Origin of the sequence: Micromonospora sp. WMMD1155 (assembly GCF_029581275.1) — a bacterium.
Lineage (GTDB): Bacteria > Actinomycetota > Actinomycetes > Mycobacteriales > Micromonosporaceae > Micromonospora.
Window position 1 is genome coordinate 4,931,683 of record NZ_CP120742.1, and the last position, 24,423, is coordinate 4,956,105.

Consider the following 24,423-nt stretch of genomic DNA (forward strand, 5'->3'; position numbering starts at 1 on the left):
CTCAGAAGCCGCCGTCGGCGATGACGGAGCGGTACCACGCGGCGCTGCTCTTGGGCACCCGTCGCTGGGTCGCGTAGTCCACGTAGACCAGACCCCAGCGCTGGTCGTATCCGGCGTCCCACTCGAAGTTGTCGAGCAGCGACCAGACGTGGAAGCTCTCCAGTGGCACGCCGTCGGCGATGGCCCGGTGTGCGGCGGCGAGGTGGTCGCGCAGGAAGCTGATCCGGCCCGTGTCCTGGACGGTGTCGTCCGCGGCCAGGGTGTCCGGTGTGGGCAGCCCGTTCTCGGTGATGGTGAGTGGGATCGGGCCGTAGTCGCGGGTGACCCGGGTCAGCAGGTCGTACAGCCCCTCGGGGTAGATCTGCTGCCAGGCGGCCTCCGAGGTCACCCAGCGGTGTGCGGTGCCGCCGTCGGCGGTGACGTAGATCGGCGTGTAGTACTGCACGGCCAGCAGGTCGACGGGCGCGGAGATGATCGCCAGGTCACCGTCGCGGATGCCCTGGACCATCCGGCTGCCCGGGCCCAGGTCGGCCAGCACGTCTTCGGGATAGCTCCCCCGGAGGATCGAGTCGAGGTAGAGGCGGTTCTCGTAGCCGTCGTAGAGGTGGGCGGCCGCGGCGGCCTGCGGGGAGTCGTCGGCGGCGTAGCAGGGGTGCAGGTTGAGCGCCGGACCGATCCGGCTGTCGCTGCCACCGGCGCGCAGTGCGGCGACGGCGAGCCCGTGCGCGAGCTGCAGGTGGTGGGCGACCAGGTAGGCGGCGTCCGGGTCCTGCCGGCCGGGGGCGTGGTGGCCGGTGAGGTAGCCGTTCTGCACGACGGTCTTGGGTTCGTTGACGGTGAGCCAGGCCGGCACCCGGTCGCCGAGAGCGCGGAAGACCAGGTCGGCGTAGTCGGCGAAGCGGTGGGCGGTGTCGCGGGACTCCCAGCCGCCGGCGTCCTGCAGTGCCTGGGGGAGATCCCAGTGGAACAGGGTGGCCATCGGGGTGATGCCGCGTTCGTGGAGGCCGTCGAGGAGGCGGCGGTAGAAGTCGAGCCCGCGTTGGTTGGGCGTGCCGGTGCCGTCGGGCTGGATCCGGGGCCAGGAGATGGAGAAGCGGTAGCTGCGCAGGCCGAGGTCGCGCATGAGGTCGAGGTCCTCGGCGTAGCGGTGATAGTGGTCGATGGCCACGTCGCCGGTGTCGCCGTTGCGGGTGCGCCCCGGGACGCGGCTGAAGGTGTCCCAGACCGATTCGCCGCGCCCGTCCTCCTTGGCGGCGCCCTCGATCTGGTACGCGGAGGTTGCCGCGCCCCAGCCGAAGTCCTCCGGGAAGCGGAGCGGGCTGGCGGGCCCATTAGGTATCGACATGGATTCTCCTCATGGATACGGGGCCACCGCCGAAGATTCGGGAGCGCTCCCATGATAGGGCAGACGCGGCCTGCCGGTCATCCGTCCGTCCTGACGGCCGGGGCTGGCGGGGTGGTGGCGGGTATGGCCCCGAGCAGCGAACGAGGCCGTCCGGGCGGCGCACCGCGCCTGTCCCGTCGGCCTCTTTTCCTATCGTGTACGGGGGTTTAGTGTGGGGACGGGGGAGGGCAACCCCCGTCCCCACCGTAACTGCACACACGCACGCGGAATTTGGGTCCTGTCATGCGTGTCGCGCGGGAGCCGGGCCACGCGAGTGGCTCTGGTTCCACCTCCCTCCATGTGGCGGGACGATGGTTGACGACGGCGTCCGGGCTGGCCCGTCGTCGACCATCGGTCGGGTTCCCCGACCCTGCCCGGAGGCAGCGCCGGCGATCTTCTAGTTGGAACCTTGTCGATGGAAGCGCTCCCATCGACCGATGTTGCGACTGTAACGCCCGTCACGCCTTTGTGAAAGACCCAAAACAAGATCGAAACAAGGAGCCGATCCGGCTTGTTGTGGGAGCGCTTCCATGGCACACTGTCGATTCAGCGCGGCAGGAGCCAGATCGCGTGAGTGCGGGTCCACCGAGGGCAGCCGGCGGCATCACCTCCGGTCACGGTCACCCCACCGCAGCCGGCGGGACCCCCTCCCGTGCAGGCCGCACCGACCCACCCCGGCCGGGCCCGGGGGAGACCACCATCCCGGCGCCTTGACTCCCCGCGGACCACCACCCTCGCGGGCAGGCGCCCCGCCGGGACCATCCCGGCCTCGCCCGAGGAGACACCGCGCACATGAGACAACTGGCAATACGCCGTCGCGTGGCGATCGCCGCCGCCGCGTTGCTCGCCGTCGGCGGGGTGACCCTGCCTGCCGGCGCCGCGCAGGCCGCCCCCGCCTGCGACGTGGTCTACGCGACCAACGACTGGAACACCGGCTTCACCGCCAACGTCACCATCAAGAACCTGGGCGACCCGATCAGCAACTGGACGCTCAAGTGGACCTTCCCGAACAGCGGCCAGCGGGTCACCCAGGGCTGGTCGGCCAGATACAGCCAGACCGGCAGCGAGGTCACCGCGACGAACGAGTCGTACAACGGCAACCTCGGCACCGGGGCCTCCACCACGATCGGTTTCAACGGCGCGCACTCGGGGAGCAACCCCAAGCCAACCTCGTTCACCCTGAACGGCACCCCCTGCAACGGCACCCCGGCCAACCAGCCGCCGACGGTCTCGCTCGGCCTGCCGAGCGGCCCGTTCACCGCGCCGGCCGACGTGCCGTTGACCGCCACCGCCAGTGACCCGGACGGGACGATCAGCAAGGTCGAGTTCTACCGCAACGGCCTGCTGATCAACACCGACACCTCCGCGCCGTACTCCTACACGCAGGAGGACCTGCCGGCCGGCAGCTACACCGTGCAGGCCAAGGCGTACGACAACGCCAACGGCATCGGGGTCGACGAGAAGGCGTTCACCGTCGGCGCCGCCACCGGCCCGACGCTGGTGGCCACCCCGTCCGCGGTGAGCGTCGCCGAGGGTGGTACCGCCACCTTCAACCTGAAGCTCAGCGCCGCGCCGACGGCGAGCGTGCCGGTCACCCTCACCCGCACCGGCGACGCCGACATCACGGTCTCGCCGACCAGCGCCACGCTGACGTCGAGCAACTGGAACACCGGGGTCACCGTCACGGTCGCCGCGGCCGAGGACGCCGACACCGCCGGTGGTGCCGCCACCATCACCGCCTCCGCCACGGGTCTCGCCTCGCTGGCGGTCACCGCCACCGAGATCGACAACGACACCCCGGGCGGCGACAACACCTACATCGCGAAGTTCCTCGAGCAGTACGGCAAGATCAAGAACTCCGGTTACTTCAGCCCCGAGGGCGTGCCGTACCACTCGGTGGAGACGCTGATCGTGGAGGCGCCCGACCACGGCCACGAGACCACGTCGGAGGCGTTCAGCTTCTGGCTGTGGCTGGAGGCCTACTACGGCAAGGTCACCCAGAACTGGGCCCCGTTCAACAACGCCTGGACGGTGATGGAAAAATATATAATTCCGAATCATTCAGACCAGCCCACTGCGGGGTCTGCGGGCACCCCGCAGTACGCCGCGGAGTACAACCTGCCCAGCCAGTACCCCTCGGCGCTGAACCCGAACGTCTCCGTCGGGCAGGACCCGCTCCGCTCGGAGCTGCAGTCCACCTACGGCACCGGCGACATCTACGGCATGCACTGGCTGATGGACGTCGACAACACCTACGGCTTCGGCCGCTGCGGTGACGGCACCACCAAGCCCGCCTACATCAACACCTTCCAGCGGGGCACCCAGGAGTCGGTGTGGGAGACCATCCCGCAGCCGTCCTGCGACACGTTCGAGCACGGCGGCCAGTACGGCTACCTCGACCTGTTCGTCAAGGACACCGGCGCCCCCGCCAAGCAGTGGAAGTACACCAACGCCCCGGACGCCGACGCCCGCGCCGTGCAGGCCGCGTACTGGGCGCTGACCTGGGCCAAGGCGCAGAACAAGCAGGCCGACGTCGCGGCGACCATCACCAAGGCCGCCAAGATGGGCGACTACCTGCGGTACGCGATGTTCGACAAGTACTTCAAGAAGATCGGCAACTGCGTCGGGGCGAGCACCTGCCCCGCCGGCAGCGGCCGGGATTCGGCGCACTACCTGCTGTCCTGGTACTACGCCTGGGGTGGCGCGTACGACACCAGCCAGAACTGGTCCTGGCGGATCGGCTCCAGCCACAGCCACTTCGGCTACCAGAACCCGTTCGCGGCCTGGGCGCTGACCAACACCCCGGAGCTGGCGCCGAAGTCGCCGACCGCCGCCAGCGACTGGACCAAGAGCTTCGAGCGGCAGCTGGAGTTCTACACCTGGCTGCAGTCCGCCGAGGGCGGCATCGCCGGCGGTGCCACCAACAGCTGGGACGGCAGCTACGCACAGCCGCCGTCGGGCACCAGCACCTTCTACGGCATGTTCTACGACGTCGACCCGGTCTACAACGACCCGCCGTCGAACCAGTGGTTCGGCATGCAGACCTGGTCGATGCAGCGCATCGCCGAGCTGTACCTGCAGACCGGCAACGCGAAGGCCAAGGCGCTGCTGGACAAGTGGGTGCCGTGGGCGATCGCGAACACCACGCTCGGCACCAACTGGTCGATCCCGTCGGACATGGCGTGGACCGGTCAGCCGACCACCTGGAACCCGAGCAACCCGCAGCCCAACACCAACCTGCACGTCGAGGTGATCTCCAAGGGCCAGGACGTCGGTGTCACCGCCGCCTACGCCCGGATCCTGATCGCGTACGCGGCCAAGTCGGGCAACGAGGCGGCCAAGACCACCGCCAAGGGGCTGCTCGACGCGCTGTCGGCCGCCAGTGACGCCAAGGGTGTCTCCACCACCGAGAAGCGTGGCGACTACCGGCGCTTCGACGACGTCTACAACGCGTCCACCGGGCAGGGCCTCTACGTCCCGCCGGGGTGGACCGGGACGATGCCGAACGGTGACGCCATCGCCGCCGGCAAGAGCTTCCTCGACATCCGGTCCTTCTACAAGAACGACCCGGACTGGCCCAAGGTGCAGGCGTACCTGGACGGTGGTCCGGAGCCCGAGTTCAACTACCACCGGTTCTGGGCACAGGCTGACGTCGCCATGGCGTACGCCGACTACGGCAGCCTGTTCCCGAACGGCTGAGCGACCCGGGGTGGGTGGCGTGGACCGCCCACCCCGGGATTCGGTCGGGGTCCGGGGAACGACGGACCCCGACCGAGGAACGGCCTGACACCCACGGTCAGGCCGGGGTGGGCCGGCCATCTGGCCGACGCAGCGGATCGGCTGGCCCACCCCACCGCCCGGACTGGAGCCAGTCGCGAAAAAGCCCAGAAATTCGGGCCGTCACGGGATCACGCCGAAGTCCACGACGGAGTAACGTACGTCACCGGAGAGGCCGCTCCCCCCGTGGCGGCCTCTCCTCTTTCTTGCCCGGGATCCGTCGCCGCCGTGCGCCCCGTTCGGGTCAGCGCGGCGGCCCGGCCGGGCCCGGGACGACCGGATGACGCAGACCCGGGTGCCCGGCGGGCAGCGACCGGCGCAGCACCACCCAGCTCAGCGCCAGCGCCGCCGCGACCAGCGGCCAGGTCAGGGCCACCCGGGCCACCACCAGCGCGAGCACCTGCCCACCCAGGTAGAGCGGAACGAACACCACGAGCCGCAGCACGTAGGTCGCCGTCCACACCCAACTGGCCCGCCCGTACCCGCGCAGCAGCGCCGGGTCGCGCCGCCACCGGGCGCGTTGGCCCAGCACCGCGCCGACCAGCACCCCGAGCAGCGGCCACCGCACCAGGATGCTGACCGCCCAGGCGAGCGCGCTGGCGGCATTCGAGAGCACCTGGAGCAGAAAGAAGTTCTCGGCCCGGCCGGTACGTACCGCGATCAACGCCGCGACGCAGACCGCCAGCAACCCGATGAGCACCGAGCGCGGTCGGTCGCCGCGGCGCAGCCGTACACCGGCCACCACTCCGCCCACGGCCAACGCCGCGCCGACCCCACCCCACAGCGACTCGCCGCCCAGCAGCCAGCCGATCGCGAACGCCAGCGGCGGCAGGGTGGCGTCGACGGCGCCCCGCCGCCCGCCCAGGAGATCGGCCAGCGACTCGGCCCGCGTCGACTCTCCCGGGCCCGAACCGGCGTTCGCCTGCTGGTCCGGGCCGGGTGTGGCCTGACCGCCGTCGCCCATCGGTGCTCCGCCCACCGCCGCCTCCTCGCCTCCGGCACAACCTAACCGTCGGCGCGCGGCGGGCCACCGATCGGCTGGCCGACATCGGCCGCTACGGTGTGCGGATGCGCGCGACGGCACGGGGTTGGACCGCGGTCTGGTTGGTCGTACTGGCCCTTGTCCAGGCGGCTGCCTTCCTCGCCGTGTGGCGGGTGGCCGTGCACACCGAGGTCGGTCAGTGGGTGGACACCGTCGCGTTGACGGGCAACCGGATCGGGCACGACACCATCGACGGCCCCGTCGACCGGATCCTCAACGCGATGTCGGTGGTCTCTTTGCTGGCCGCCACCGCGATGATCGGCTTCATCGCGCTGATCCGAGGGCGGATCGCCCTCGCCATCACCGCGACCCTGCTGATCGCCGGGGCGAACGTCACCACCCAGCTGTTGAAGTACGGGCTGGGCCGCCCCGACTTCGGCCTCGACCCGGAGCGCGCCGGGGTGGGCAACAGTCTGCCCAGCGGGCACACCACAGTGGCCGCGTCGGTGGCGGTCGCGCTGATGCTCGTCCTGCCACGCAAGGTGCGGGCGGCCGGCGCCTTCATCGGCGCCGGTTACGCCGCCGCCGCCGGGGTCGCCACCCTCTCCGCCGGTTGGCACCGACCCAGTGACGCGGTCGCCGCGTACCTGGTGGTGGGTGTGTGGGCGGCGTTGGCCGGGCTGCTCCTGCTGGTCACCCAACGAGAGCAGGCCGAGATCGCCCCCGGCGACGCGCACCGGGTCGCCGCGCTGGTGCTCGGGGTGGGCGGCGTGGTCGCCCTGGTCGCCTGTGGGCTGGCCCTGGCCTGGCTGATCGAGTTGCGCGGCACCGGGCCACAGGAGTTGAGCCGCTGGCCGCTGTTCGTCGGGTACGCCGGCAGCGCCGCCGGGATCGCCGGCACGATGGCGGTGGTGATGGCGCTGGTGCTCACCGTCGTGCACCGGCTCGTGCCCCGGGTCAAGGGCTGAGCCGGACGATGGATCCGGTCCGTGCGGCGTTCTCCGCCGAGTGCGTACGCCTCACCGAGGTCCTGGCCGACCTGGTCGACGCCGACCTCGACCGTCCCACCGACTGCCCGCCGTGGACCGTCCGGGAGTTGATCGCCCACATCCGTACCGGAGTGGGCCGGCTGGCCGACATGCTCGCCGCGTCGGCCCCACCCCGCGCCGAGGTGGACGCCGCCGGTTACTTCTCCCGGGCGAAGTTCACCCCGCAGGTGGACGCCGACCGGATCGCCGGCGGGCGGCGCGACGCGCTCCAGGTGGACCGGGTGACCTTGGCGGCCGAGGTGGAGCGGGCGTGGCGGGCCACCGAGGCGGCGGTGGCCGCCGCGCCGCCCGGCCGGGTGGTGCGGACCCGCCACGGGGACGCGATGCTCCTCACCGAGTTCCTGCGTACCCGGGTCGTCGAGGTGGGCGTTCACGGTCTGGACCTGGCAGCCGCTCTGGGCCGGTCGCCGTGGCTCACCGCCCCGGCGGCCGAGGTGATCGCCGACCTGCTCACCGGCGGGCACCCCACACCGGTCGGTCTGGGCTGGGACCGGGTGACCCTGATCCGCAAGACCACCGGCCGGGCGGCGCTGACCGCCCCGGAACGGGCCGCGCTCGACGCGGCCGGGTTCCGCCCGCTCGCCTTCGGCCGCTGAGCCTCTCCGACGGCCCTGGCTCCATCGCTGCCGAGCCGAGCCGACGGCTCCGGATCCGTGGCCGCCGAGCCAGCCGACGGTCTGGCTCGGTGGCCGCCGGTGTCGGATCGTCGTCGGCGCTGGTCGCGGCTCGTCGGGAGCCGGTCAGCTCGCGGATCGGGGTGCGGGAACGTGCCTGGCGACGCCGCGCAGGTGCGTCAGGACGACCGGGTCGATCCGGCCCGGCACCAACCGCTCCTCCAGGTTCTCCAGCCCCGCCCAGGAGATCAACGCCGCCTCCGGCCCGTCGTCGGCCACCGGGTGGCCCAGCGCCCTGAGCAACGCGGTGACCTCCTCGGCGACCGCCCCGGCCAGGTCGAGCAGGGTGGCCGGGTCCGGCCGACCGAACAGCATGGTGTGCACGGCGAGCAGCCGGCTCAGCTCGGCGACCGGATCCGGGTGGTCGTCCACCCGAAGGTCGACGGCCACGTCGCTGGTGCCGCCGTACCCGCCGCCGCGCTCGACCACCAGCAGCCCGGCGCTCTGCCGACCCCGCCGGTCACCGCCGGCCTCGTCGCCGGCCCGCAGCGCGGCCACCAGCCGCTCGGCGAACGGCAACCCCGCCCCGGCGAGCCACGCCTCGCCGAGCGCGTCGACGACCTCCGGGCCGGTGAGCACGTTGCCCTGCGCCGCCCAACCGTCGCCGGTCCGCCCGCCGGCCCACGGAATGCAGGACGGCCCGGTCCAGCCGGCACCCGGACCGTCGGCCCCCACGACGCCGAGTTGGCGGTGCTCCCGCTCGGGGTCGGCGGCGACCAGCCCGGCCACGACGTCGGCGGCGGCCACGCCGGTGCGGAGCAGGGCGAGGCCCTGCGGGCGGTAGGCGAGGTTGGCGTGCGCCTGGGTGGCCAGAGCGCCGACCTCGGCGGCGGCGGCCGGCACCACCGCCCCGGCGGCGAGGAACCTGCTGGCGACGGCGACGCCGTGTAGACGGCCGTCGGCGGAGCGGGCGACGAGCGAGAAGGTCACCGGCCGAGATTAACCGGTCGCGTCGGCAGGACATCGCCGTACGTCGTCGCCTCAGAACGGCGGCGAGGCGGGCTCCGGTGGGGCGCCGCGCGCCCGAAGGGCGTCGGCGACCACGACCGCGGCCAGCACCGACGCCCCGACCGCTGTCGCGGCCACCCCGGGCAGGTGCCACAGCGGCACCGCCGACGCCAGCAGCACCAGGAGGGCGATCCACCGGGACGGGGAGACCCGTGCGAACACCTCGTACTCCAGGCGGGACCGCCCGGCCAGGAACAGGATCGGACCGGCGAGCACCATGACCAGCCACGGCCCGGGGATCCGCTCCAGCGGTTCTTCGATGATCAGCTCGTATCCGATCGCCGTGGAAGCGAGACCGATCACCATCACCAGGTGGGTGTCGGCAGCGGAACGGCCGATGCTGGCGGGGTGCCGAGCCTTCGTCACCGCCTCGCCCAGGATCCGCCCGGCCCGCTGCACGTAGATCCGCCACAGCATGATCGAGGTGGCCAGTGCCAGCGCGAACGCCCACGCGTGCCCTGCCTCGTACGGGCCCTTGCTGTACGCGAAACCGGCCACCAGGATCGTCTCGCCCAGCGCGACGAGGAAGAACTGCTGGTACCGCTCGGCCAGGTGCTCGCCGGCGATCTCCCACTTGGAGATTCTCGAGCGGCCCAGCCCCGGCACCGGCCAGCCACAGCGGGCGGCCAGGTACTCGATCAGCAGCGCCGCCGTCCAGAACGTCACCTGCAGGTTGGTGCTCAGCATCGCGCCGCTGATCCACAGCACCCCGGTGAGGGCGAAGACGATCGCCATGCGGACCTTCAACCGGCGGTACGGGTGTGCGCCCAGCGCGAACGACAGGATCACCGGCCGGGTCACCTGCGCGATCACGTACGCCACCGCGAACATCAGCGCCGTCTCGCTGAACGCCCGGGGGATCGCGACCCCCATCACCATGCTGCACACCAACGCGGTGATCACCACGGTCTGCAACGGCACCCGGTAGGGGTCGTACCGGCTGGTCGTCCACGCGGTGCCCTGCCAGACCGCCCAGAGCGCGAGCAGCAACAGCAGGGTCTTGCCGCTGCCGGTGACCGCCTCCCAGACGTGCTTCCGGCCCGACTCCTCGGTCAGGTCCTCGAACGCGCGCGCCGAGATCCGGGTGAGCGCGAAGACGTACACCAGATCGAAGAAGAGTTCGAGGAAGGTGGCCCGGCCGGGAGCGGTCGCCGCAGGGACCGGCTCCAGGCCGCCCGCTGCCCTGGAACCCATGGTCAGCGGCCTGCGCCGTCGGTCCGGTCCACCTCGAAGTCGTAGCACCCTGCGGCGGCACGCACCGCCGGAAACCGGCGATTCTGCCCAGTACGGGGATCTTGCTCGCGTGCCCCGTCAACGGGCACGATCGATCGGTGACGAATCGATGGGGCATGACGGTGCCGCTGGGCGGGATCGCGCTGGCGCACCACGACGCGGCCTACGCGGCGCTCGACCAGGCCGGGTTCACCGACGTGTGGTCGTCGGAGGTGGCCGGGACCGACGCGTTCACCCCGCTGGCGCTCGCCGCCGCCTGGCAGCCCCGGCTGCGGCTCGGCACCGCGATCACACCGGTCTTCACCAGAGGGCCGGGGCTGCTGGCGATGAGCGCGGCGGCGTTGGCCGAGGCCGCGCCGGGCCGGTTCTCGCTCGGCATCGGGGCATCCTCACCGGTGCTGGTCCGGGACTGGAACGCGGTCCGGTTCGACGAGCCGTTCCGTCGCACCCGCGACGTCCTGCGCTTCCTGCGCGCCGCGCTGCGCGGCGACACCGTCGACGAGGTCTACGACACCTTCACCGTCCGCCGGTTCACGCTGGAACGGCCGCCGGCGGTGCCGCCGCCGATCCTGCTCGCCGCACTGCGCCCGGGGATGCTCCGGCTGGCCGGCGCTGAGGCCGACGGGGTCATCCTCAACTGGCTCAGCGCCGACGACGTGCCGCGTGCCCTCGCCGAGCTGGGCGAGCGGCGTCCCGGGTTCGAGGTCGCCGCGCGCATCTTCGTGTGCCCCACCGAGGACGCCACCTACGCCCGGGCGCTGGGCCGGCGCCTGATCACCGGCTACCTGACCGTTCCGGCGTACGCCGAGTTCCACCGCTGGCTCGGGCGCGGCGAGACGCTCGCGCCGATGTGGGAGGCCTGGGCCGCCGGTGACCGGCGGGGGGCCGGTGCCGCGGTGCCGGACGAGGTGGTCGACGCCCTGGTGCTGCACGGCACGCCCGAGCGGTGCCGCGCCCAGGTGCGCCGCTACGTCGACGCCGGCGTGGACGTGCCGGTCGTCGCGCTGCTGCCCACCCCGGAGGTGACCGCCGGCGGCGCGGCCGCGCTGCTCACCCTCATCGCCCAGTTGGGCGTCGATCCGCAAGGAGCGTCCGCGTGAACCTCACCGACCGGATCGTGGTGGTCACCGGTGGCGCCGGTGGGATCGGAGCCGCGCTGTCGCGCCGGTTCGTCGCCGAGGGGGCCGCCGCGGTGGTGGTCGCCGACCTGGACGCCGAGGCGGCCCACGCGGTGGCCGAGGGCATCGGCCCGGTCGCGCACGCCACCGCCCTCGACGTCACCGACGAGGACCAGGTCCGCGAGCTGGTCGCCGACACCGAGACACGGTACGGCCGGATCGACCTGTTCTGCGCCAACGCGGGCGTGACCACCGGTGGGGGAGTGGAGGTCGACGACGCCGCCTGGGACCGGGCCTGGCGGGTCAACGTGCTCGCCCACGTCTACTCGGCCCGTGCGGTGCTGCCCGGGATGCTCGCCCGGGGCGGCGGCCACCTGCTGCACACCTGCTCGGCGGCGGGGGTGCTGACGGCGGTGGGCGACGCCGCGTACACCGCGACGAAGCACGCCTCGGTGGGGTTCGCCGAGTGGCTGGCCATCACCTACCGGGACCGCGGCATCCGGGTCAGCGCGCTCTGCCCGCAGGGCGTGGACACCCCGATGCTCGCCGACGGGATCGCCGAGGGTCACCTCGGCGCTCGGGTGATCACCGCGTCCGGTGCGGTGCTCACCCCGGACCAGGTCGCCGACGCGGCCATCGCCGGGTTGGCCGAGGAACGCTTCCTGATCCTGCCGCACCCGGAGGTCGCCGACTACGCCCGCCGCCGCGCCGAGGACCCGGACGGTTGGCAGGCCGGCATGCGCAAACTCATCCGTCGCCTGACCGCCTGACGCGGTCGGGCGTCGGTCCGGTCGGGTCGGGGCTCTGGTCCGGATCGCGGGTTCCGGGGCCGGTCTGGTTGTCGGCGGAATGCTCATGGCCGCCGGCATGGAGGGTTGACGCAGCGTCAAGGTCAAGCCCGACGAGCGTCGCACGCCGGATGCGGCGCGTGCGGCCATCCCCCGACGGCGGGAGCGAGACCCCCGACGTCGGGGAGGAGTGGCGCGGCGTCGCCGCAGAGCATTGATCCATGCATGTGGGTGTGGGGTCACCGGCGTCCGGTCGTGTCAGTCGATCCGTCGACCCCGGCGCGGCGAGACGCTGGGCGGTGGCCGGTGCCGTCTTCGTCGTGGGGGAGTTGGCCCTGCGGCTGTACTGGATCGCGGGCGGCCGGTGGGCGTACACCGCCTGCGACCGCACCGCCCTGGTCGACCCGGCCGGTGGATGCGGCGCGGACCGGGTGCGGACGCTGCCGTTCTGGGCGGGTTGGGGCGCGGTCGGTGTCGGTGTGGCGCTCGCGGTGGTCATCGGCTTCGCGATCCGGGCTCCGGGCCGCGCCGCGTCCGCCGCGAGTTGGGCGGCGAGCGCGCTGCTGCTGGTCGTCGCGTTCCCGCTGCACCTGCTCTTCGAGGTTCCGGCGGCGTTGACGGGACGCCCCTCGGACTGGCGTGACCTCGGCGCCCGGCTCGCGCTGGCAGCCGGTGGCGTCCTGTTCGCCGGGCTGGCGAACGCCTCCGGTCCCCGGCCCGGCCCAGCGCCTGCCGGCTACCAGCCGGTGCCGAGGTGGACGCGCCGCTGGGCGTACGCCGCTGTCGCCCTGCCCGTGGTCGGCTGGGCCGTGCCGCACGGGCTCTGGGTGCTCGGCGTCCCGTTCGGCATCTCCGAGCGGAAGCTGGACGAGATCCAGCTGGATCTCTCGACGGAGACCGGCCTCGCGATCACCCTCGTCCCGCCGCTCGCCGGCCTGCTCGTCCTCGGGCTGGTGCAGCGGTGGGGGCAGCAGTTTCCACGCTGGGTGCCGGGGTTGGGCGGTCGGCGGGTTCCCCGGCTACTGGCGGTGATCCCGGCCGGGGTGGTGGCGCTCGCGTTGGTCACCTACGGCGTGCTGAGCGTCGCGGTGTTCGTCGACCAGCTACGCACCGGAGACCTGCAGTGGTCGGAGGTGGGGGAGAGCTGGGCGACCAGCGCCACCCTGCTGGTGTTCCTCGGCTGGGGAGTGTCGCTCGGCGTCACGACCACCGGTTACGCCCTCGCCACCCGGCCGCGTCTGCCTCCGGAGCCGGCGGATTCCCTGCCCGGCTCGGTCCGTCCACGATTGGAGCGCTCATGACCACCGACTCCCACCGCACCTGGGCCGCCGACCCGCCACGCTGGGCCGTCTGGGCCGCCTACGCCGTCCCGCTGTGCGTCCTGCCGTCCGCGCTCTGGCGACTGTCCCTGCTGGTCACCGACGATGCCGTCACCTCGTGGTACATGATCTTCCTGTCCGTCCTGTCGATGGGGCTGGCGCTGTCGACCCTCGGCCTGGTGCATCGCTGGGGACAGCGACTTCCGCGCTGGGTGCCACTGCTCGGCGGCCGTCTCGTTCCGGCACGCCCGGTCGTGCTGGTCGCGCTGATCGGCGGTGCGCTGCTGGTCGCCATCTGCGTCTACCTGTTCCTGAACAGCAGGTTCCACTTCGTGGAGCGCGGGTGGGTGGGAATAGGCCGCGACGAGCCGGCGCGTCCGGCACCGACCTGGGAGGTGCTGCGCTACTACGCGCCGATGCTCGCCTGGGGGCCCCTCGTCATCGCCGTAGCCGCCGACTACGGCCGCCGCGCCACCCGCCCCCGCCGACCCCCGGCGGACCACCGCCTGGGTTGATCAAGAGGTTTGCGTCAGAAAGACGCCCGCCGGTGACGCAAACCTCTTGATCACCGAGGGGATCGGGGGGGTGGGTGGACCGGGTGGGTGCGGTGGGCGGGGGTCAGCGGGGGGATCGGCGGGCGCGGCGGAGGGGGGACGGGTGGACGGACCAGAGCAGGCGCCGCCACCAGGGGCGGGCGGCGCGCAGGGTCGCCACATAGGCGGTGGCCACCTCGGCGGCCCGCGCCGCCTGGTCCGGAGTCGCAGCACCGGGGGCGAAGCCCACCTGATTGAGCAGGGCCGCCAGCTCGTCGACAGTGGACCCTTCGCTGGTCGGGCGGCCGGGGGTGAGGCCGCCGCTGGCTACGCCACTGTCGGTCGGGCCGCCACCGGTCGGGCCGCCTGCGGTTGGACCGCCGCCGCCGCCGCCGCCACTGCCGCTGCCGCCGCGGTGGCCGCCGGTCGCGTCGGCCTGGGCGTCGGCCAGGGCCCGGCGGGCGTGCCCGGCCACCTCGGTGGCGGCCAGGTCGTCGCTGACCGGTCGACCGGCCAGGCGCAGCGCGTCGGTGACCTCCTGCCAGGCCCCGGCGATACGCCGGCCGGGATCACCCTGGACGAGCCGACTCCGGGTCAGCGAGCGACGCATCGCCAACAGGGCGAGCAGGAGCGCCCCCACCAGCAGCACCAGGCCGCCGCTGCCCCCGGCGACGAGCACCGGCGTGGACAACCCACCGCGTCCGGGTGGCCCGTCCGGGGCGGCCACCGGCTCCGGCGACGCGGTCGGCTCCACGGTGGGCGCCGGGGCCTCCGACGGCGGCGGATCGTCCGGCGTCGGCCGGAAATCCTCCTCCACCGGCCTCGGCTCGTTGTTCGGGCGTGGCAGCGGGTCGAACGGCACCCAACCCAACCCGTCGAAGAGCACCTCCGGCCAGGCGTACGCGTCCCCGGCCAGCACCGGCCCCTGCGCACCGGCCCGGAAACCCACCACCACCCGGGTCGGCAGCCCGGAGAGCCGGCCGAGCACCGCGAACGCCGCCGCGAACTGCTCGGACGTACCCTCCTGACCACCACCGTCGCGGGGCCCGAAGAGGAAGAAACCCAGATTCGGGTACGCGTGCCCGCTCGGCGCGTCCGCCACCAGCCGGTAGTGCTCGGCCAGGAACTGCTCGATCGCCAACGCCCGCGCGTACGGAGCGCCGTTCTCCTCGGCGAGCTGCCCGGCCAACCGGCGCATCGGGTCGGGGACCCCGTCGGCGACCCGCAACACCCGCGCCACCTCGTCACCGGCGGGCACGTTGGCGGTGCCCAACAGGTTCGAATCCGGATGCGCCTCGGCGGAGGTCACCTCGTAGCGCAGCCCCGGCGTCAACCCCTCCGGCCGGATCAGCGTCCCGGTCGCCGGGTCGTACGCCACCCGCGCGCCGCTGACCTCCCGAGGCGTCGCCACGGCCGGGAGAAGTCGACCGCTCAACTCCGCCACGGTGATCTGCTGGCGGACCGTCCCGACGGTGCTGTCCTCAGGAGGTGTGGCGGCCGGCAGGATCCGGCCGGCGTTGCGGTACGTCGCCCCGACCCGCCAGGTCACCCCGTCGTAGTCGCTGAGCACCGCCAACCGGATCCGCACGCCATCGGGTTCCGGCTCGCCGTCCGGCGGCGCGGCGTCGGGCGGGGTGCCGTCGCGTTCCGTGCTCACCTCGAGGAGTTTCTGCTCCGGACGCAGCGCCCAACCGGAGATCCGGATCAACGGGTTCTCGTCGAGCGACTGCACCTGCGGTGGCTCCACGTACCGGCGCGGGTCCACCGGTCGACCGTCCACCTGACCGGCGACCACGGGACCGAGGAGCGCGACCGACCCGACCACCACCGCCACACCGAGCGTCGCACCGGCGGCCAGCCGGAGTCGCACCGCCGCGCGTATCCGAGGTGCCAGGTCGGCGGCCGGATCGCCGCCGACCGGCGGCGCGGTGCCGGGTGCCGCCAGGCCGACCGCCGCGACCGCGACGAACGCCACCGTCGTCCCGACCGCCGGCTCGGCGTTCGGGCCGACCGCGTAGAGGGCGGCGGCGTAGAGCCCCGCCGCGGGCAGGTACCCCAGCAGCACCCGGCCGGCGCGCAGCGCCACCTCCGCACCCGCCAACCCGGCCAACCAGGCGGCGACGACGGGCACCAGCACCGTGTCCGGTGCGGGCTCCACCGGAATCATCGCGGTGAGCAGCCGGGGAATGCCGTTGCGCGCGGCGTCCGCGGTGACCTCCAGCAGGCTCCCGGGAAGCTCGGCGTGGTCGGCGGCGAGCCGCAGCGACCACAGTGTCCAGCCGGCCATCGCGGCCACCGACACCGGCGCCACCAGCCAGGACGGCAACCGGCGGGCGGCGACACTGACCAGCACCGAACCGGCCGCCGCGCCGCCCACCAGCCAGGTCAGCAGGTCACCCGCGTACACCCGGCCCAGCGCCACCCCGGCGAGCACCGTCAACCCGATCAACGCCGCCGGGACGACGGCCGCCCGCAGCACCCGCACCACGTGCGTCACCACCGGCGTACCCCGTCCCACTCGGCGGCGAACCGTGCGCCGTCCGCCGCGTCGACCACCACCAGACCGGCGGCGCCTGGTGGCGTCGGCTCGGCCGCGCCGAACACCCCGACCACCACCGAGGGGTACGCGCCGCGCAGCGCGCCGACATGCCCCAGCTCACCTCGGCCACCCGGCCCGGTCAGGAAGATCAACGTGTCGCCGAGCCGGTCCTGTCGCAGTCGGGTCGTGGCCGCGCGTACCGCGTCGTCGTCGGTGGACAGTTCGGCGGCGGCCAGCCGGTCCAGCGGTCCGAGGGCGGCCCCGGAGTCCGCCTCCCCGCCGGGCGTCGCCGCTTCGGCGGCCACGAACAGCAACACCACCGGCAGGTCCGCGCGGTGTGCGGCGGTGACCACCGACGCCGCCGCCTCGCACGCCGACTCGAACGACTCCGCCACCCCGTCGACGCGCTGCGGGTGCGCGGCGACACGGTTGTCCAGCAGGACGACCAGACGCGGCAGACTGGTGTCGACGTTCTCCCGCACCATCAGCTCACCCACCCGGGCGCTGGTCCGCCAGTGCACTCGGCGCAGCTCGTCGCCGACCACGTACTCCCGCAGCGAGTCGAACGTGATCGACCCGTGCGGCACCCCGTCCACCCGGCCGTCGAGGCTGCGCCCCGCGCCGGTGGGCACCGCCGTCAGCGGGTGGATCCGGGGGTACACCCAGACCGGCACCACCGCGCCGTACGGGCGGGCCGACGCCACCAGACCCAGCGGGTCGCGTCGGGTCACCCGCAGCGGCCCGACCGCGACCACCCCACGTCGGTGGGTCGGCACGTCGTAGCGGACCTCGGTGTCCCGCCCCGGTCGCAGACGCAGCACCGGAACCGGTACGACGCGTTCGCCGCACCGGTCCTCGGCCAGCAGGTTCGCCGACCGCAGCCGGCCCGAGTTGCGCACTGTCACCGTCATGCTCGCCGACTCGCCGCGCGCCACCCGGTCCGGGTCGGCGTGCCGGGTGACCGTCAACCGGGGCCGCCAGGCCGCGACCAGTGCCGCGTAGCCCACCGCCGCGCCGGCCGCCGCGCCGAGCAGCGTCAACTCGGGGTACGCGAACCGGAGACCCGCCCCCAGCAGCACGACGGCGGCGACGAGCAGCCCGATCCCACGGGCGGTGATCCCCATCCGCTGCTGCCGGTCAGCCCTGCACCGGAGCGGGTTGCCCCGACGGCAGCGGCACCGGCACCGAGGCGATGGCCTGGCGCAGCACCTCCGCGGCGGTCAACCCACGCACCTGGGCTTCCGGGGTGAGCAGCAGCCGGTGCGCGAACACCGCCTCGGAGAGCGCCTTCAGGTCCTCCGGCATGATCCAACCTCGCCCGTCGATCAGCGCGTACGCGCACGCCGCCCGGGTCAACGCGATCACACCCCGAGGGCTGACCCCGACGCGTACCTGCGGGTGGGCGCGGGTCGCGGCGGCCAGCCGGACCGCGTACGCGTAGAGCGGCTCGGCGATGTGCACCCGGCGGGCCATCCGGACCATCTCCCCGACGGTGGCGGTGTCGGTGACCGGGGCGAGCGCCTCGGGGGAGCGCACCGTCGCGCCGCGCAGCACCTCGACCTCGACCGCCTCGTCCGGGTAGCCGACGGACAGCTTCACCAGGAACCGGTCCAACTGTGCCTCGGGCAGCCGGTACGTGCCGTCCATCTCCACCGGGTTCTGGGTGGCGACCACCAGGAACGGCGACGGCACCGGGTGCCGGACCCCGTCCACCGTGACGGTGCGTTCCTCCATCACCTCCAGCAGCGCCGACTGGGTCTTCGGCGACGCCCGGTTGATCTCGTCGGCGATGACGATGTTGGCGAAGACCGGCCCCGGATGGAACTCGAAGTCCCGGGTCGCCTGGTTGAAGATCGTCACGCCGGACACGTCCGACGGGAGCAGGTCGGGGGTGAACTGGATGCGCCGCCACTCACCCTTCACCGTGGCGGCGATGGCCCGGGCCAGGGTCGTCTTACCGACCCCCGGCACGTCCTCCAGTAGCACGTGACCCTGCGCGAACAGCGCGGTCAGCGCCAGCCGCACCACCTGCGGCTTGCCGAGCACCACCGCGTTGACGTTCTCGGCCAGCCGGGCGGCCAGGGCCGCGAAGCCCTGCACCTCCGGCTGGGTGAGTGGCTCGTGGGTGTTCACGGTCGGTGGTGCTCCTCGCTGGTGGATCAGCAGGTGGGCAGGACGTTGATGGTGTCGCCGCCCTCCAGGTTGAGCCAGGCCCAGGGGATGTAGTTCTTCCCCTCGAAGTTGACCTGCACCCACCAGGTGCTGCGCTTCTCGTTGTTGTAGATGTAGGCGTAGACCTCTTCGCCCGACTTCTTGCAGTACGCCTGCAGCCTGGTGCCCGGCTTCGCCCAGCCCACCTGCTTGTCGTTGTCCTGCCGCGCGACCGAGAAGATCTCGTTGCCGTTGCGGCCATCCCGGTCCCGGTCGCAGTAGGTCGACTCGGGCCCGGACGCGCCGTTACGGCAGGTCGCGATCCCGTACAGCGGCTGCGTCTTCTGGGCCCTCGTCGCCGTGCCCTTACCGGCGGCGTTGCTCGCGGTCACCGTGAACGTGTAGTTGGTGCCCGGCGTCAGGCCCGTCATCGTGATGCTGGAACACGCCCCGGCCTTCGCCGGCTCACCCGTCGTGCTCAGCGAACAGGTCGCCTGACCGCCACCGGCGTCCACTGTGAACGTCACCGTCGCCCCGGTGGCCGTCGCCGACGAACCGGTCACCGTGACCCGGGGCTCGGCGACCGTACGCGCGGTGGCGGTGGCCTCCGGGCCCGGCCCCGCCTCGTTGACCGCCTTCACCTTCACCGTGACGTTCTGGCCGTTGCCCAGCCCGGTGACCGTCGTGCGGGTGTCGGTCACCTCGCTGGTGCGCCCACCGACGTCCACCAGGTACTTCGTCACCGGCCGACCGTTGGCCTCGGCCGGCGCCCACTGCACGGTCACCGCGCCCGGCTGGTTGGCGACGGTGCCGGCCCGCAGGTTGAGCGGACGACCCGGCGCTGCGAACGGCACCACCGTGTTGCTCACCGGCGAGGCCGCCGACCCGGCGCCCTTGCTGTTGACCGCCACCACCGTGAACGCGTACTGGGTGCCGTACTCCAGCTCACCGGCCGGCACCACCAGCTCCGTCTTCGTCGACTCGCCGGCCGGGGCGTTCGTCCCCGCCGAGGTAGCCGTCACCGCGTACCTCGCGATGGTGTTGCCCTGCCCGTTCGCGGCCGGCCACTTCACCAGCACCGTGCCGTCCGGCCGCTCCTGGGCGGTGACGCTCGCCGGCGGGTCGGGCACCGCGGCGGTCGGGGTCACCGGGTTGCTGGTGCGTGGCGGACCGTCGCCCTTGGCGTTGACGGCGTGCACGGCGAACCGGTACGTCTCGCCGTTGGTCAGACCCTTGATCTCCACCGCACGCTGGTTCGCGCCCACCTCCACCCGCTGGCCGGCACCCTCCACCACGTACTTCATGATCTCGGCGCCGTTGGCGGCAGCCGGCCGCCAGCTCACCCGGGCCTGCGCGTTGCCGGCGGAGGCGGTCACGCTGCGCGGAGCGCTCGGCTTACCCACCCGGGGCTTCTTCGGCGGGGGCGGTGGCGGGGCGACCGGCGGCGGGTCGCCGCCGAGAACGTCGTTGGCGTACTTGTCGACCTCACGCACCTGGTGCTTGTCGTCCACCACCCGGGCGGTCGCCGCGTCGGGGGAGTTGATGAACAGGTGGTTCTCCCGGACCTCCAGCTCCAGCGGCCCGTTCGCCCGCCCGCCGATGGTCTCGACCAGCTGCCCGCCCCCGTCGAAGGCGTAGATCGTGCCGGTGGACTCGTCGGCGCAGTAGAACCGGTCCGCCCAGGCCACCGCCGCGCTGAGCCGATCCCCCTCACCCGGCACCGTGAACGCCTTCTCCTCCCCGCCGTCGCCCACCACCAGCACCCGCCGTTCGGCGGGAACGGTGACCGGGATGCGGGGGCCGCTGGTGCGTGCGGGCAGTGCCGCCGGACCGGACAGCGTCAACGGCGTCGGGTGCACCTTGCCGCGCTGCACGCGCACCAGCTTGCCGGCCGTGCGGTCGAGCACCGCCACACCGTCGTCCAGGGTGGAGACCACCAGCTCGTGGCTCGCCTCGGCCACGTCGTACGACTCGACCCGCTCCGGGCTGATCCCGCCACCGTCGGGCGCGGCCGAGGCCGGCGCGGACGGCAGCTTCGCGGCGGTGATCGCCGAGACGGTGCCCTGGCTGGGCACCGCGATCCAGAGCCGACCCTCGCCGTCGAAGGTGCCACCGGCGATGCCCGGGGGATAGCGGACCGGCTCGCCGACCGGGGCCAACGACCGCGGGTCGAGCTGCCGCACGATGCCCTGCACGGCGTCGACGACGAACGCCGCGTCCTCGTGCAGGGCGACGCTCACGCCGAGGCCGGGGGTCGTCTTGGTGGTCGCGGTGAGCTGCAGGGTCGCCAGGTCCAGGGAGCTGACCTGCCCGGTCTGCAGGTCACGCAGGATCAGCAGCCGGTCGGTCTGGGTGACCTGCATCGGGTGACGGTTGGCGCCGGGGATCTCGGTGCGGGTGTCCACCCGGGCGGTCACCCCGTTGACCCGGGCCAGCTCGCTGCGCGCCGTGCTCCACAGCCAGGAACTCGCGTCGTAGTTGGCCACCGCGTTGTCGGCCGCACCCAGCCCGAGAACCGTCAACCCCATGGCGGCCAGCAGAGCGGCCACCGTGCCGACGGTCACCAGCCCACCGCGAAGCCGGGACCGGGAGCGGGGGGCGTCGGTCCGTACGGCGTCGTCGATGCTGGCCACAGCCGGCTGCCTCCAATGAGTCGTGGCAGGTGGCGCGCCGCGCGGCGACCCCTCCCCTGAGCCGGGTGCCATCATATGGCGCTGCTGGTGGCGGGGGAACCCGCACGGTCACCCCTGTGGATACCGAGCGTGTGCGTTGTGGACGCCCAGCTCAGCCCGGTGCACGCTCCGAATCGGTTCGGCTCACGTTCCGGCTCGGCCCGGCTCACGTTCCGGGTCAGCTTGGCGACGGTCGGCCCGAGGGCCTTCCACTCGGCGAGGCGGTGCGCTCCCGCGCGGTGCAGACCTGGCCCGAGGTCGCGAAGCTGTCCGTCGAGTAGACAGCCAACACGGTGAAGCAGTGATCCACTCGGGAGTTCAACCCGTTGACCGTATAACTGGTGCGGCCCGGGTCCACGGTGGCCATCACCCCCAGTGCCTGCCCGGCCCGTCCGGCGGCGACCATGAACGGCACCGCACCGCCGGACGGATCCGTCCAGGTCAGCGTGATCGTGGTCGAGTCGTCCCGCAGTTTCAGATCACCCGGAGGCGGCCCGGCCGCCGTCGGCACCACGGCCGTCGGTGCCGCAGTCGTCGGCGCGGCCCCGCCCGGCGGCGGATCGTCGCGGGTCAGCACCACCGCGCCCAGTCCGGCCACCGCCACAAGGGCGACCCCGGCCGCCACCACCGCGCCGATCAGCGTCGCCCGGTTACGGCCCGCCGAGCCGTCCTCGTCGGCGTACGCCGGCCGGTACGCGTCCGGCATCGGCTGGTACTGCTGGCCCGGGTACAACGCCTGGCCCTGCTCGTGCTCCCGCACCGGGTAGTGAGCCTGAACCGGGTGGTGCTCCGGGGTGGCGTGGTGGTCCTGGTGGTGGCTCTGCGTCGGGTGGTGGGCCAGGTCTGCCGGGGTCGACTGCCCGTCCTGCTGGTGCTGCCCGTCCTGCTGGTGCTGCGTGAACGGCTGCGGCACGCCCGGCGTCGCGGCGCTGCCCTGCGCCGACCACTCCACCGGAGTCGGCGTCGACGGCGTGGCGACCGATCCGGCCTGGACGGCGAACGGCTGGCCCGGGTCGGCGTGACCGCCGGGCGGACCACTGCTCGCCGCGACGGCCGGGAGCACCTCGGTCGCGTCGGACGCCGAGGCCCGGGCCCGCTGCGTCGGCACCACCGCGGCGTCGAAGATGTCCAGCCCGGACTCACCGTCCCCACCGGCGGGTTCGGCGTCCGCCCGGGGCGGCTCAGCGACCCCAGCGACCTCGGCGCCGGTGTTCGGCAGTGGCGGCGGGCCACTCTGGCTCCACGGCGGCGCGGTCAACCCCCACGGGGGTACGGAAGACGCGGCGTTGGGCGGCGCGGGATCGGGTGGTGCGGCGTTGGGCGGTGCGGTGTTGAATGGTGCGGAGACGGAGGGCGCGCTCTGCGGGGGCCCGGCGACCGGTTGCCGGGGAATGGGCGGTGCGCTCGTCGGAGGGGCGGAGACGGGGTGGGTCGGCGGCGCGTTGACCGGGTGGGCTGGTGCTCCGCCGACCGGCCGTGTCGGCCCCGGGTGGCTCCTGGTCGGCGACGGGCTGCCCGGCGACGTCGCCTCGACATCGGCTGCGTCGACCGGTCCGATTGGCCTGACTCCCGTTCGGGCCGCCTCCTCGGCGAGCAGCGGCTCGATCTGCCGTACCTGGATCGTGGGCTCGTCCCAGCGGGGTGCGGGTGTCGGAGCCGGTGGGGCGGCCGGGTGGTGTGCGGCGGCGTCGACGGGCGGGTGGTCATCGCCGACACGCTGGCGCGGCGCGGCGAGAGGCCCGACCGGTGGTCGGTGTGGCGGCCCCTGCTCGGATGACGGCACCGGCTGGCGTTCGGCCCCGGGCCTGGGTAACCGGCCGTCGGCAGTCGGTGCGGCCGGTTGGCCTCCGGCCTTCGGCATGAGCGGTCGGGCACCGGTACTCAGCCGGGGACGCTGGCTCTCGACCCTCGGCCCGGGCGACTGGCTCTCCATCGCCCGCCCGGGCGAATGGCTTGCCGCCGGGGGTGGCCCTGGCTGCACCGGCGGGGTAGGTGTCGGCGGGGCGGGTTGTGCTGGCGGGGTCGGGGTCGGCTGGGCGGGGCGCGGTGGCTGGGCGGGTCGCGGTGGCGTGGCCGAGGGAGGTGCCTGCGGGACAGTGTGCGTCGGCGGGACCGAGGTGGGCGTCCGGTGGATGGGCTGCGTCGGAGGCGCTGACGCCGGGGCGACGGCGTTGCCGGGTGCGCCGGGTGCGCGTACCCCTGGAGGGGTTTGCTGGGGTGGGGCCGGCGGTTGCGGCGGAGCCCAGGGTGAGGCGGCGGTCGCCGGTTTGAGACCGGAGGGACGCATCGCGGCGAGGGTCGCCAGGGACAGCGTCGGCCCGGACAGCGCCGACCGGACACCGGAGACGGGCGGCGCACTGACCGGCTCCGGAGCGGGCGTGGGCGGTGGGTTGGGCGGCCCGCTCGGGGCCGACGCGGGCAGGCCGAGGTAGTCGCGGGCGGCGCGGACCGTCGGGTGGTGCTCACCGAGCACCGCGGGCCCGGCGGTGGCGACCCGGGTGTAGTTGCGGCGGGCCTCGTGCCGGTTGCCCAGTTCCTCGGCCACCTCGGCGAGTTCGAAGGCGATGGTGAGCAGCCCCGGGTCGGAGTGCTCCCACCGCCGCTCACCCGCTGCGAACGCCTCCTCCAACACCCGGCGGGCGCCGAGCGGATCATCCGCCTCCCGGTGCAACCGCGCCAGCAGATGCGCGGTGTGCAGCACCTCGGGATGATCGCCAGCGTACGGCGCGGGAGGGGACTCGACAGCCTCCGCGAGCAGCTGCCGGGCGGCGCTGAGATCGCCAGCGGAACGCAGGGCGAGGGCCCGATGCTGGACGGCTGCGAGGGGGGAGGGATGGGACACGTGGCAATGCTGCCGCCAGAGGGCCGCCGGACGCTACCCGGACACGCGTGACCGCCGTGTCGGTGCGGCCCGGTGAAGCCGCCTGAGCAGTGGCGAGAGCGCCCAGACCGGGACGCCGGAAGGCGATGTGCATGATCCACGAGCGGCGTGTACAGTAACTCCCCGTGCGGCCCGCCGTACCGACATCGGATGGAAAGATCATCCGGTCGGCAAGGTAGGCTGAACGTGTAGGTCCGGGTGGCGGAATGGCAGACGCGCTAGCTTGAGGTGCTAGTGCCCGTATAGGGCGTGGGGGTTCAAGTCCCCCCTCGGACACAGATTTGAAGCATCCCTGCTGTACTTGACGTACTGGTG

The 24,423-nt window shown here is 73.3% G+C and carries 16 protein-coding genes and 1 tRNA gene; 8 read left to right on the top strand and 9 right to left on the bottom strand.

What is annotated here, in order from left to right; genetic code table 11:
* Position 1: 1 nt before the first annotated feature.
* Positions 2-1,345 (bottom strand): GH1 family beta-glucosidase, encoded by a 1,344-nt coding sequence (locus O7617_RS22705; RefSeq protein ID WP_282257989.1) that lies wholly within the window; start codon positions 1,343-1,345, stop codon positions 2-4.
* 831 nt (positions 1,346-2,176) lie between these two features.
* On the opposite strand from O7617_RS22705, the gene O7617_RS22710 reads away from it, so the two are divergent.
* Positions 2,177-5,083 carry a glycoside hydrolase family 48 protein gene (locus O7617_RS22710; RefSeq protein ID WP_282257991.1) on the top strand — a complete coding sequence of 969 codons (2,907 nt, stop codon included), beginning with the start codon at positions 2,177-2,179 and terminating at the stop codon, positions 5,081-5,083.
* Between the two features lie 322 nt (positions 5,084-5,405).
* Here the strand turns inward: O7617_RS22710 and O7617_RS22715 are convergent, their stop codons facing one another.
* Positions 5,406-6,140, bottom strand: a complete 735-nt coding sequence (locus tag O7617_RS22715; protein WP_282257993.1) for a DUF3159 domain-containing protein — start codon at positions 6,138-6,140, stop codon at positions 5,406-5,408.
* A gap of 83 nt (positions 6,141-6,223) precedes the next feature.
* Here O7617_RS22715 and O7617_RS22720 point away from each other — a divergent pair, with 83 nt between their 5' ends.
* Both O7617_RS22720 and O7617_RS22725 read left to right on the top strand, forming a co-directional pair.
* Entirely contained in the window at positions 6,224-7,111 is an 888-nt protein-coding gene (locus tag O7617_RS22720; protein WP_282264840.1) for a phosphatase PAP2 family protein, read from the top strand.
* Positions 7,112-7,119: 8 nt separating this feature from the next.
* The gene (locus tag O7617_RS22725) at positions 7,120-7,788 is read left to right on the top strand and encodes a maleylpyruvate isomerase N-terminal domain-containing protein (protein ID WP_282257995.1); all 669 of its coding nucleotides are present in this window, start codon (positions 7,120-7,122) and stop codon (positions 7,786-7,788) included.
* Positions 7,789-7,932: 144 nt separating this feature from the next.
* On the opposite strand, the gene O7617_RS22730 is transcribed toward O7617_RS22725, so the two are convergent.
* Positions 7,933-8,796, bottom strand: a complete 864-nt coding sequence (locus O7617_RS22730; protein WP_282257997.1) for a DUF1028 domain-containing protein — start codon at positions 8,794-8,796, stop codon at positions 7,933-7,935.
* Between the two features lie 51 nt (positions 8,797-8,847).
* Complete coding sequence (locus O7617_RS22735) at positions 8,848-10,068, bottom strand: low temperature requirement protein A (RefSeq protein ID WP_282258000.1); 1,221 nt, start codon at positions 10,066-10,068, stop codon at positions 8,848-8,850.
* 155 nt (positions 10,069-10,223) lie between these two features.
* On the opposite strand from O7617_RS22735, the gene O7617_RS22740 reads away from it, so the two are divergent.
* The 4 genes from O7617_RS22740 to O7617_RS22755 all read left to right on the top strand — a co-directional run bounded on the left by O7617_RS22740 (position 10,224) and on the right by O7617_RS22755 (position 13,847).
* The gene (locus O7617_RS22740; RefSeq protein ID WP_282264841.1) at positions 10,224-11,207 is read left to right on the top strand and encodes an LLM class F420-dependent oxidoreductase; all 984 of its coding nucleotides are present in this window, start codon (positions 10,224-10,226) and stop codon (positions 11,205-11,207) included.
* Positions 11,204-11,995, top strand: coding sequence for an SDR family oxidoreductase (locus O7617_RS22745; protein ID WP_282258002.1), 792 nt, complete (start codon positions 11,204-11,206; stop codon positions 11,993-11,995). The genes O7617_RS22740 and O7617_RS22745 overlap by 4 nt, the downstream gene beginning before the upstream one ends.
* A 239-nt stretch (positions 11,996-12,234) precedes the next feature.
* On the top strand, positions 12,235-13,314 hold the full coding sequence (locus O7617_RS22750) for a hypothetical protein (RefSeq protein ID WP_282258004.1): 1,080 nt from the start codon (positions 12,235-12,237) through the stop codon (positions 13,312-13,314).
* Positions 13,311-13,847, top strand: coding sequence for a hypothetical protein (locus O7617_RS22755; RefSeq protein ID WP_282258006.1), 537 nt, complete (start codon positions 13,311-13,313; stop codon positions 13,845-13,847). Before O7617_RS22750 ends, O7617_RS22755 begins: the two co-directional genes overlap by 4 nt.
* 103 nt (positions 13,848-13,950) lie before the next feature.
* On the opposite strand, the gene O7617_RS22760 is transcribed toward O7617_RS22755, so the two are convergent.
* The 5 genes from O7617_RS22760 to O7617_RS33485 all read right to left on the bottom strand — a co-directional run bounded on the left by O7617_RS22760 (position 13,951) and on the right by O7617_RS33485 (position 24,069).
* On the bottom strand, positions 13,951-16,365 hold the full coding sequence (locus O7617_RS22760) for a transglutaminase domain-containing protein (protein ID WP_282258008.1): 2,415 nt from the start codon (positions 16,363-16,365) through the stop codon (positions 13,951-13,953).
* Positions 16,359-17,528, bottom strand: a complete 1,170-nt coding sequence (locus O7617_RS22765; protein ID WP_282258009.1) for a DUF58 domain-containing protein — start codon at positions 17,526-17,528, stop codon at positions 16,359-16,361. The genes O7617_RS22760 and O7617_RS22765 overlap by 7 nt, the downstream gene beginning before the upstream one ends.
* Before the next feature lie 13 nt (positions 17,529-17,541).
* Complete coding sequence (locus O7617_RS22770; protein WP_282258010.1) at positions 17,542-18,537, bottom strand: MoxR family ATPase; 996 nt, start codon at positions 18,535-18,537, stop codon at positions 17,542-17,544.
* A gap of 26 nt (positions 18,538-18,563) precedes the next feature.
* On the bottom strand, positions 18,564-21,188 hold the full coding sequence (locus O7617_RS22775; RefSeq protein ID WP_282258011.1) for a fibronectin type III domain-containing protein: 2,625 nt from the start codon (positions 21,186-21,188) through the stop codon (positions 18,564-18,566).
* Between the two features lie 217 nt (positions 21,189-21,405).
* Entirely contained in the window at positions 21,406-24,069 is a 2,664-nt protein-coding gene (locus O7617_RS33485) for a hypothetical protein (RefSeq protein ID WP_348774146.1), read from the bottom strand.
* A gap of 231 nt (positions 24,070-24,300) precedes the next feature.
* Here O7617_RS33485 and O7617_RS22785 point away from each other — a divergent pair.
* A tRNA-Leu gene (locus tag O7617_RS22785) sits at positions 24,301-24,384 on the top strand.
* The last annotated feature ends 39 nt before the right edge of the window (positions 24,385-24,423 follow it).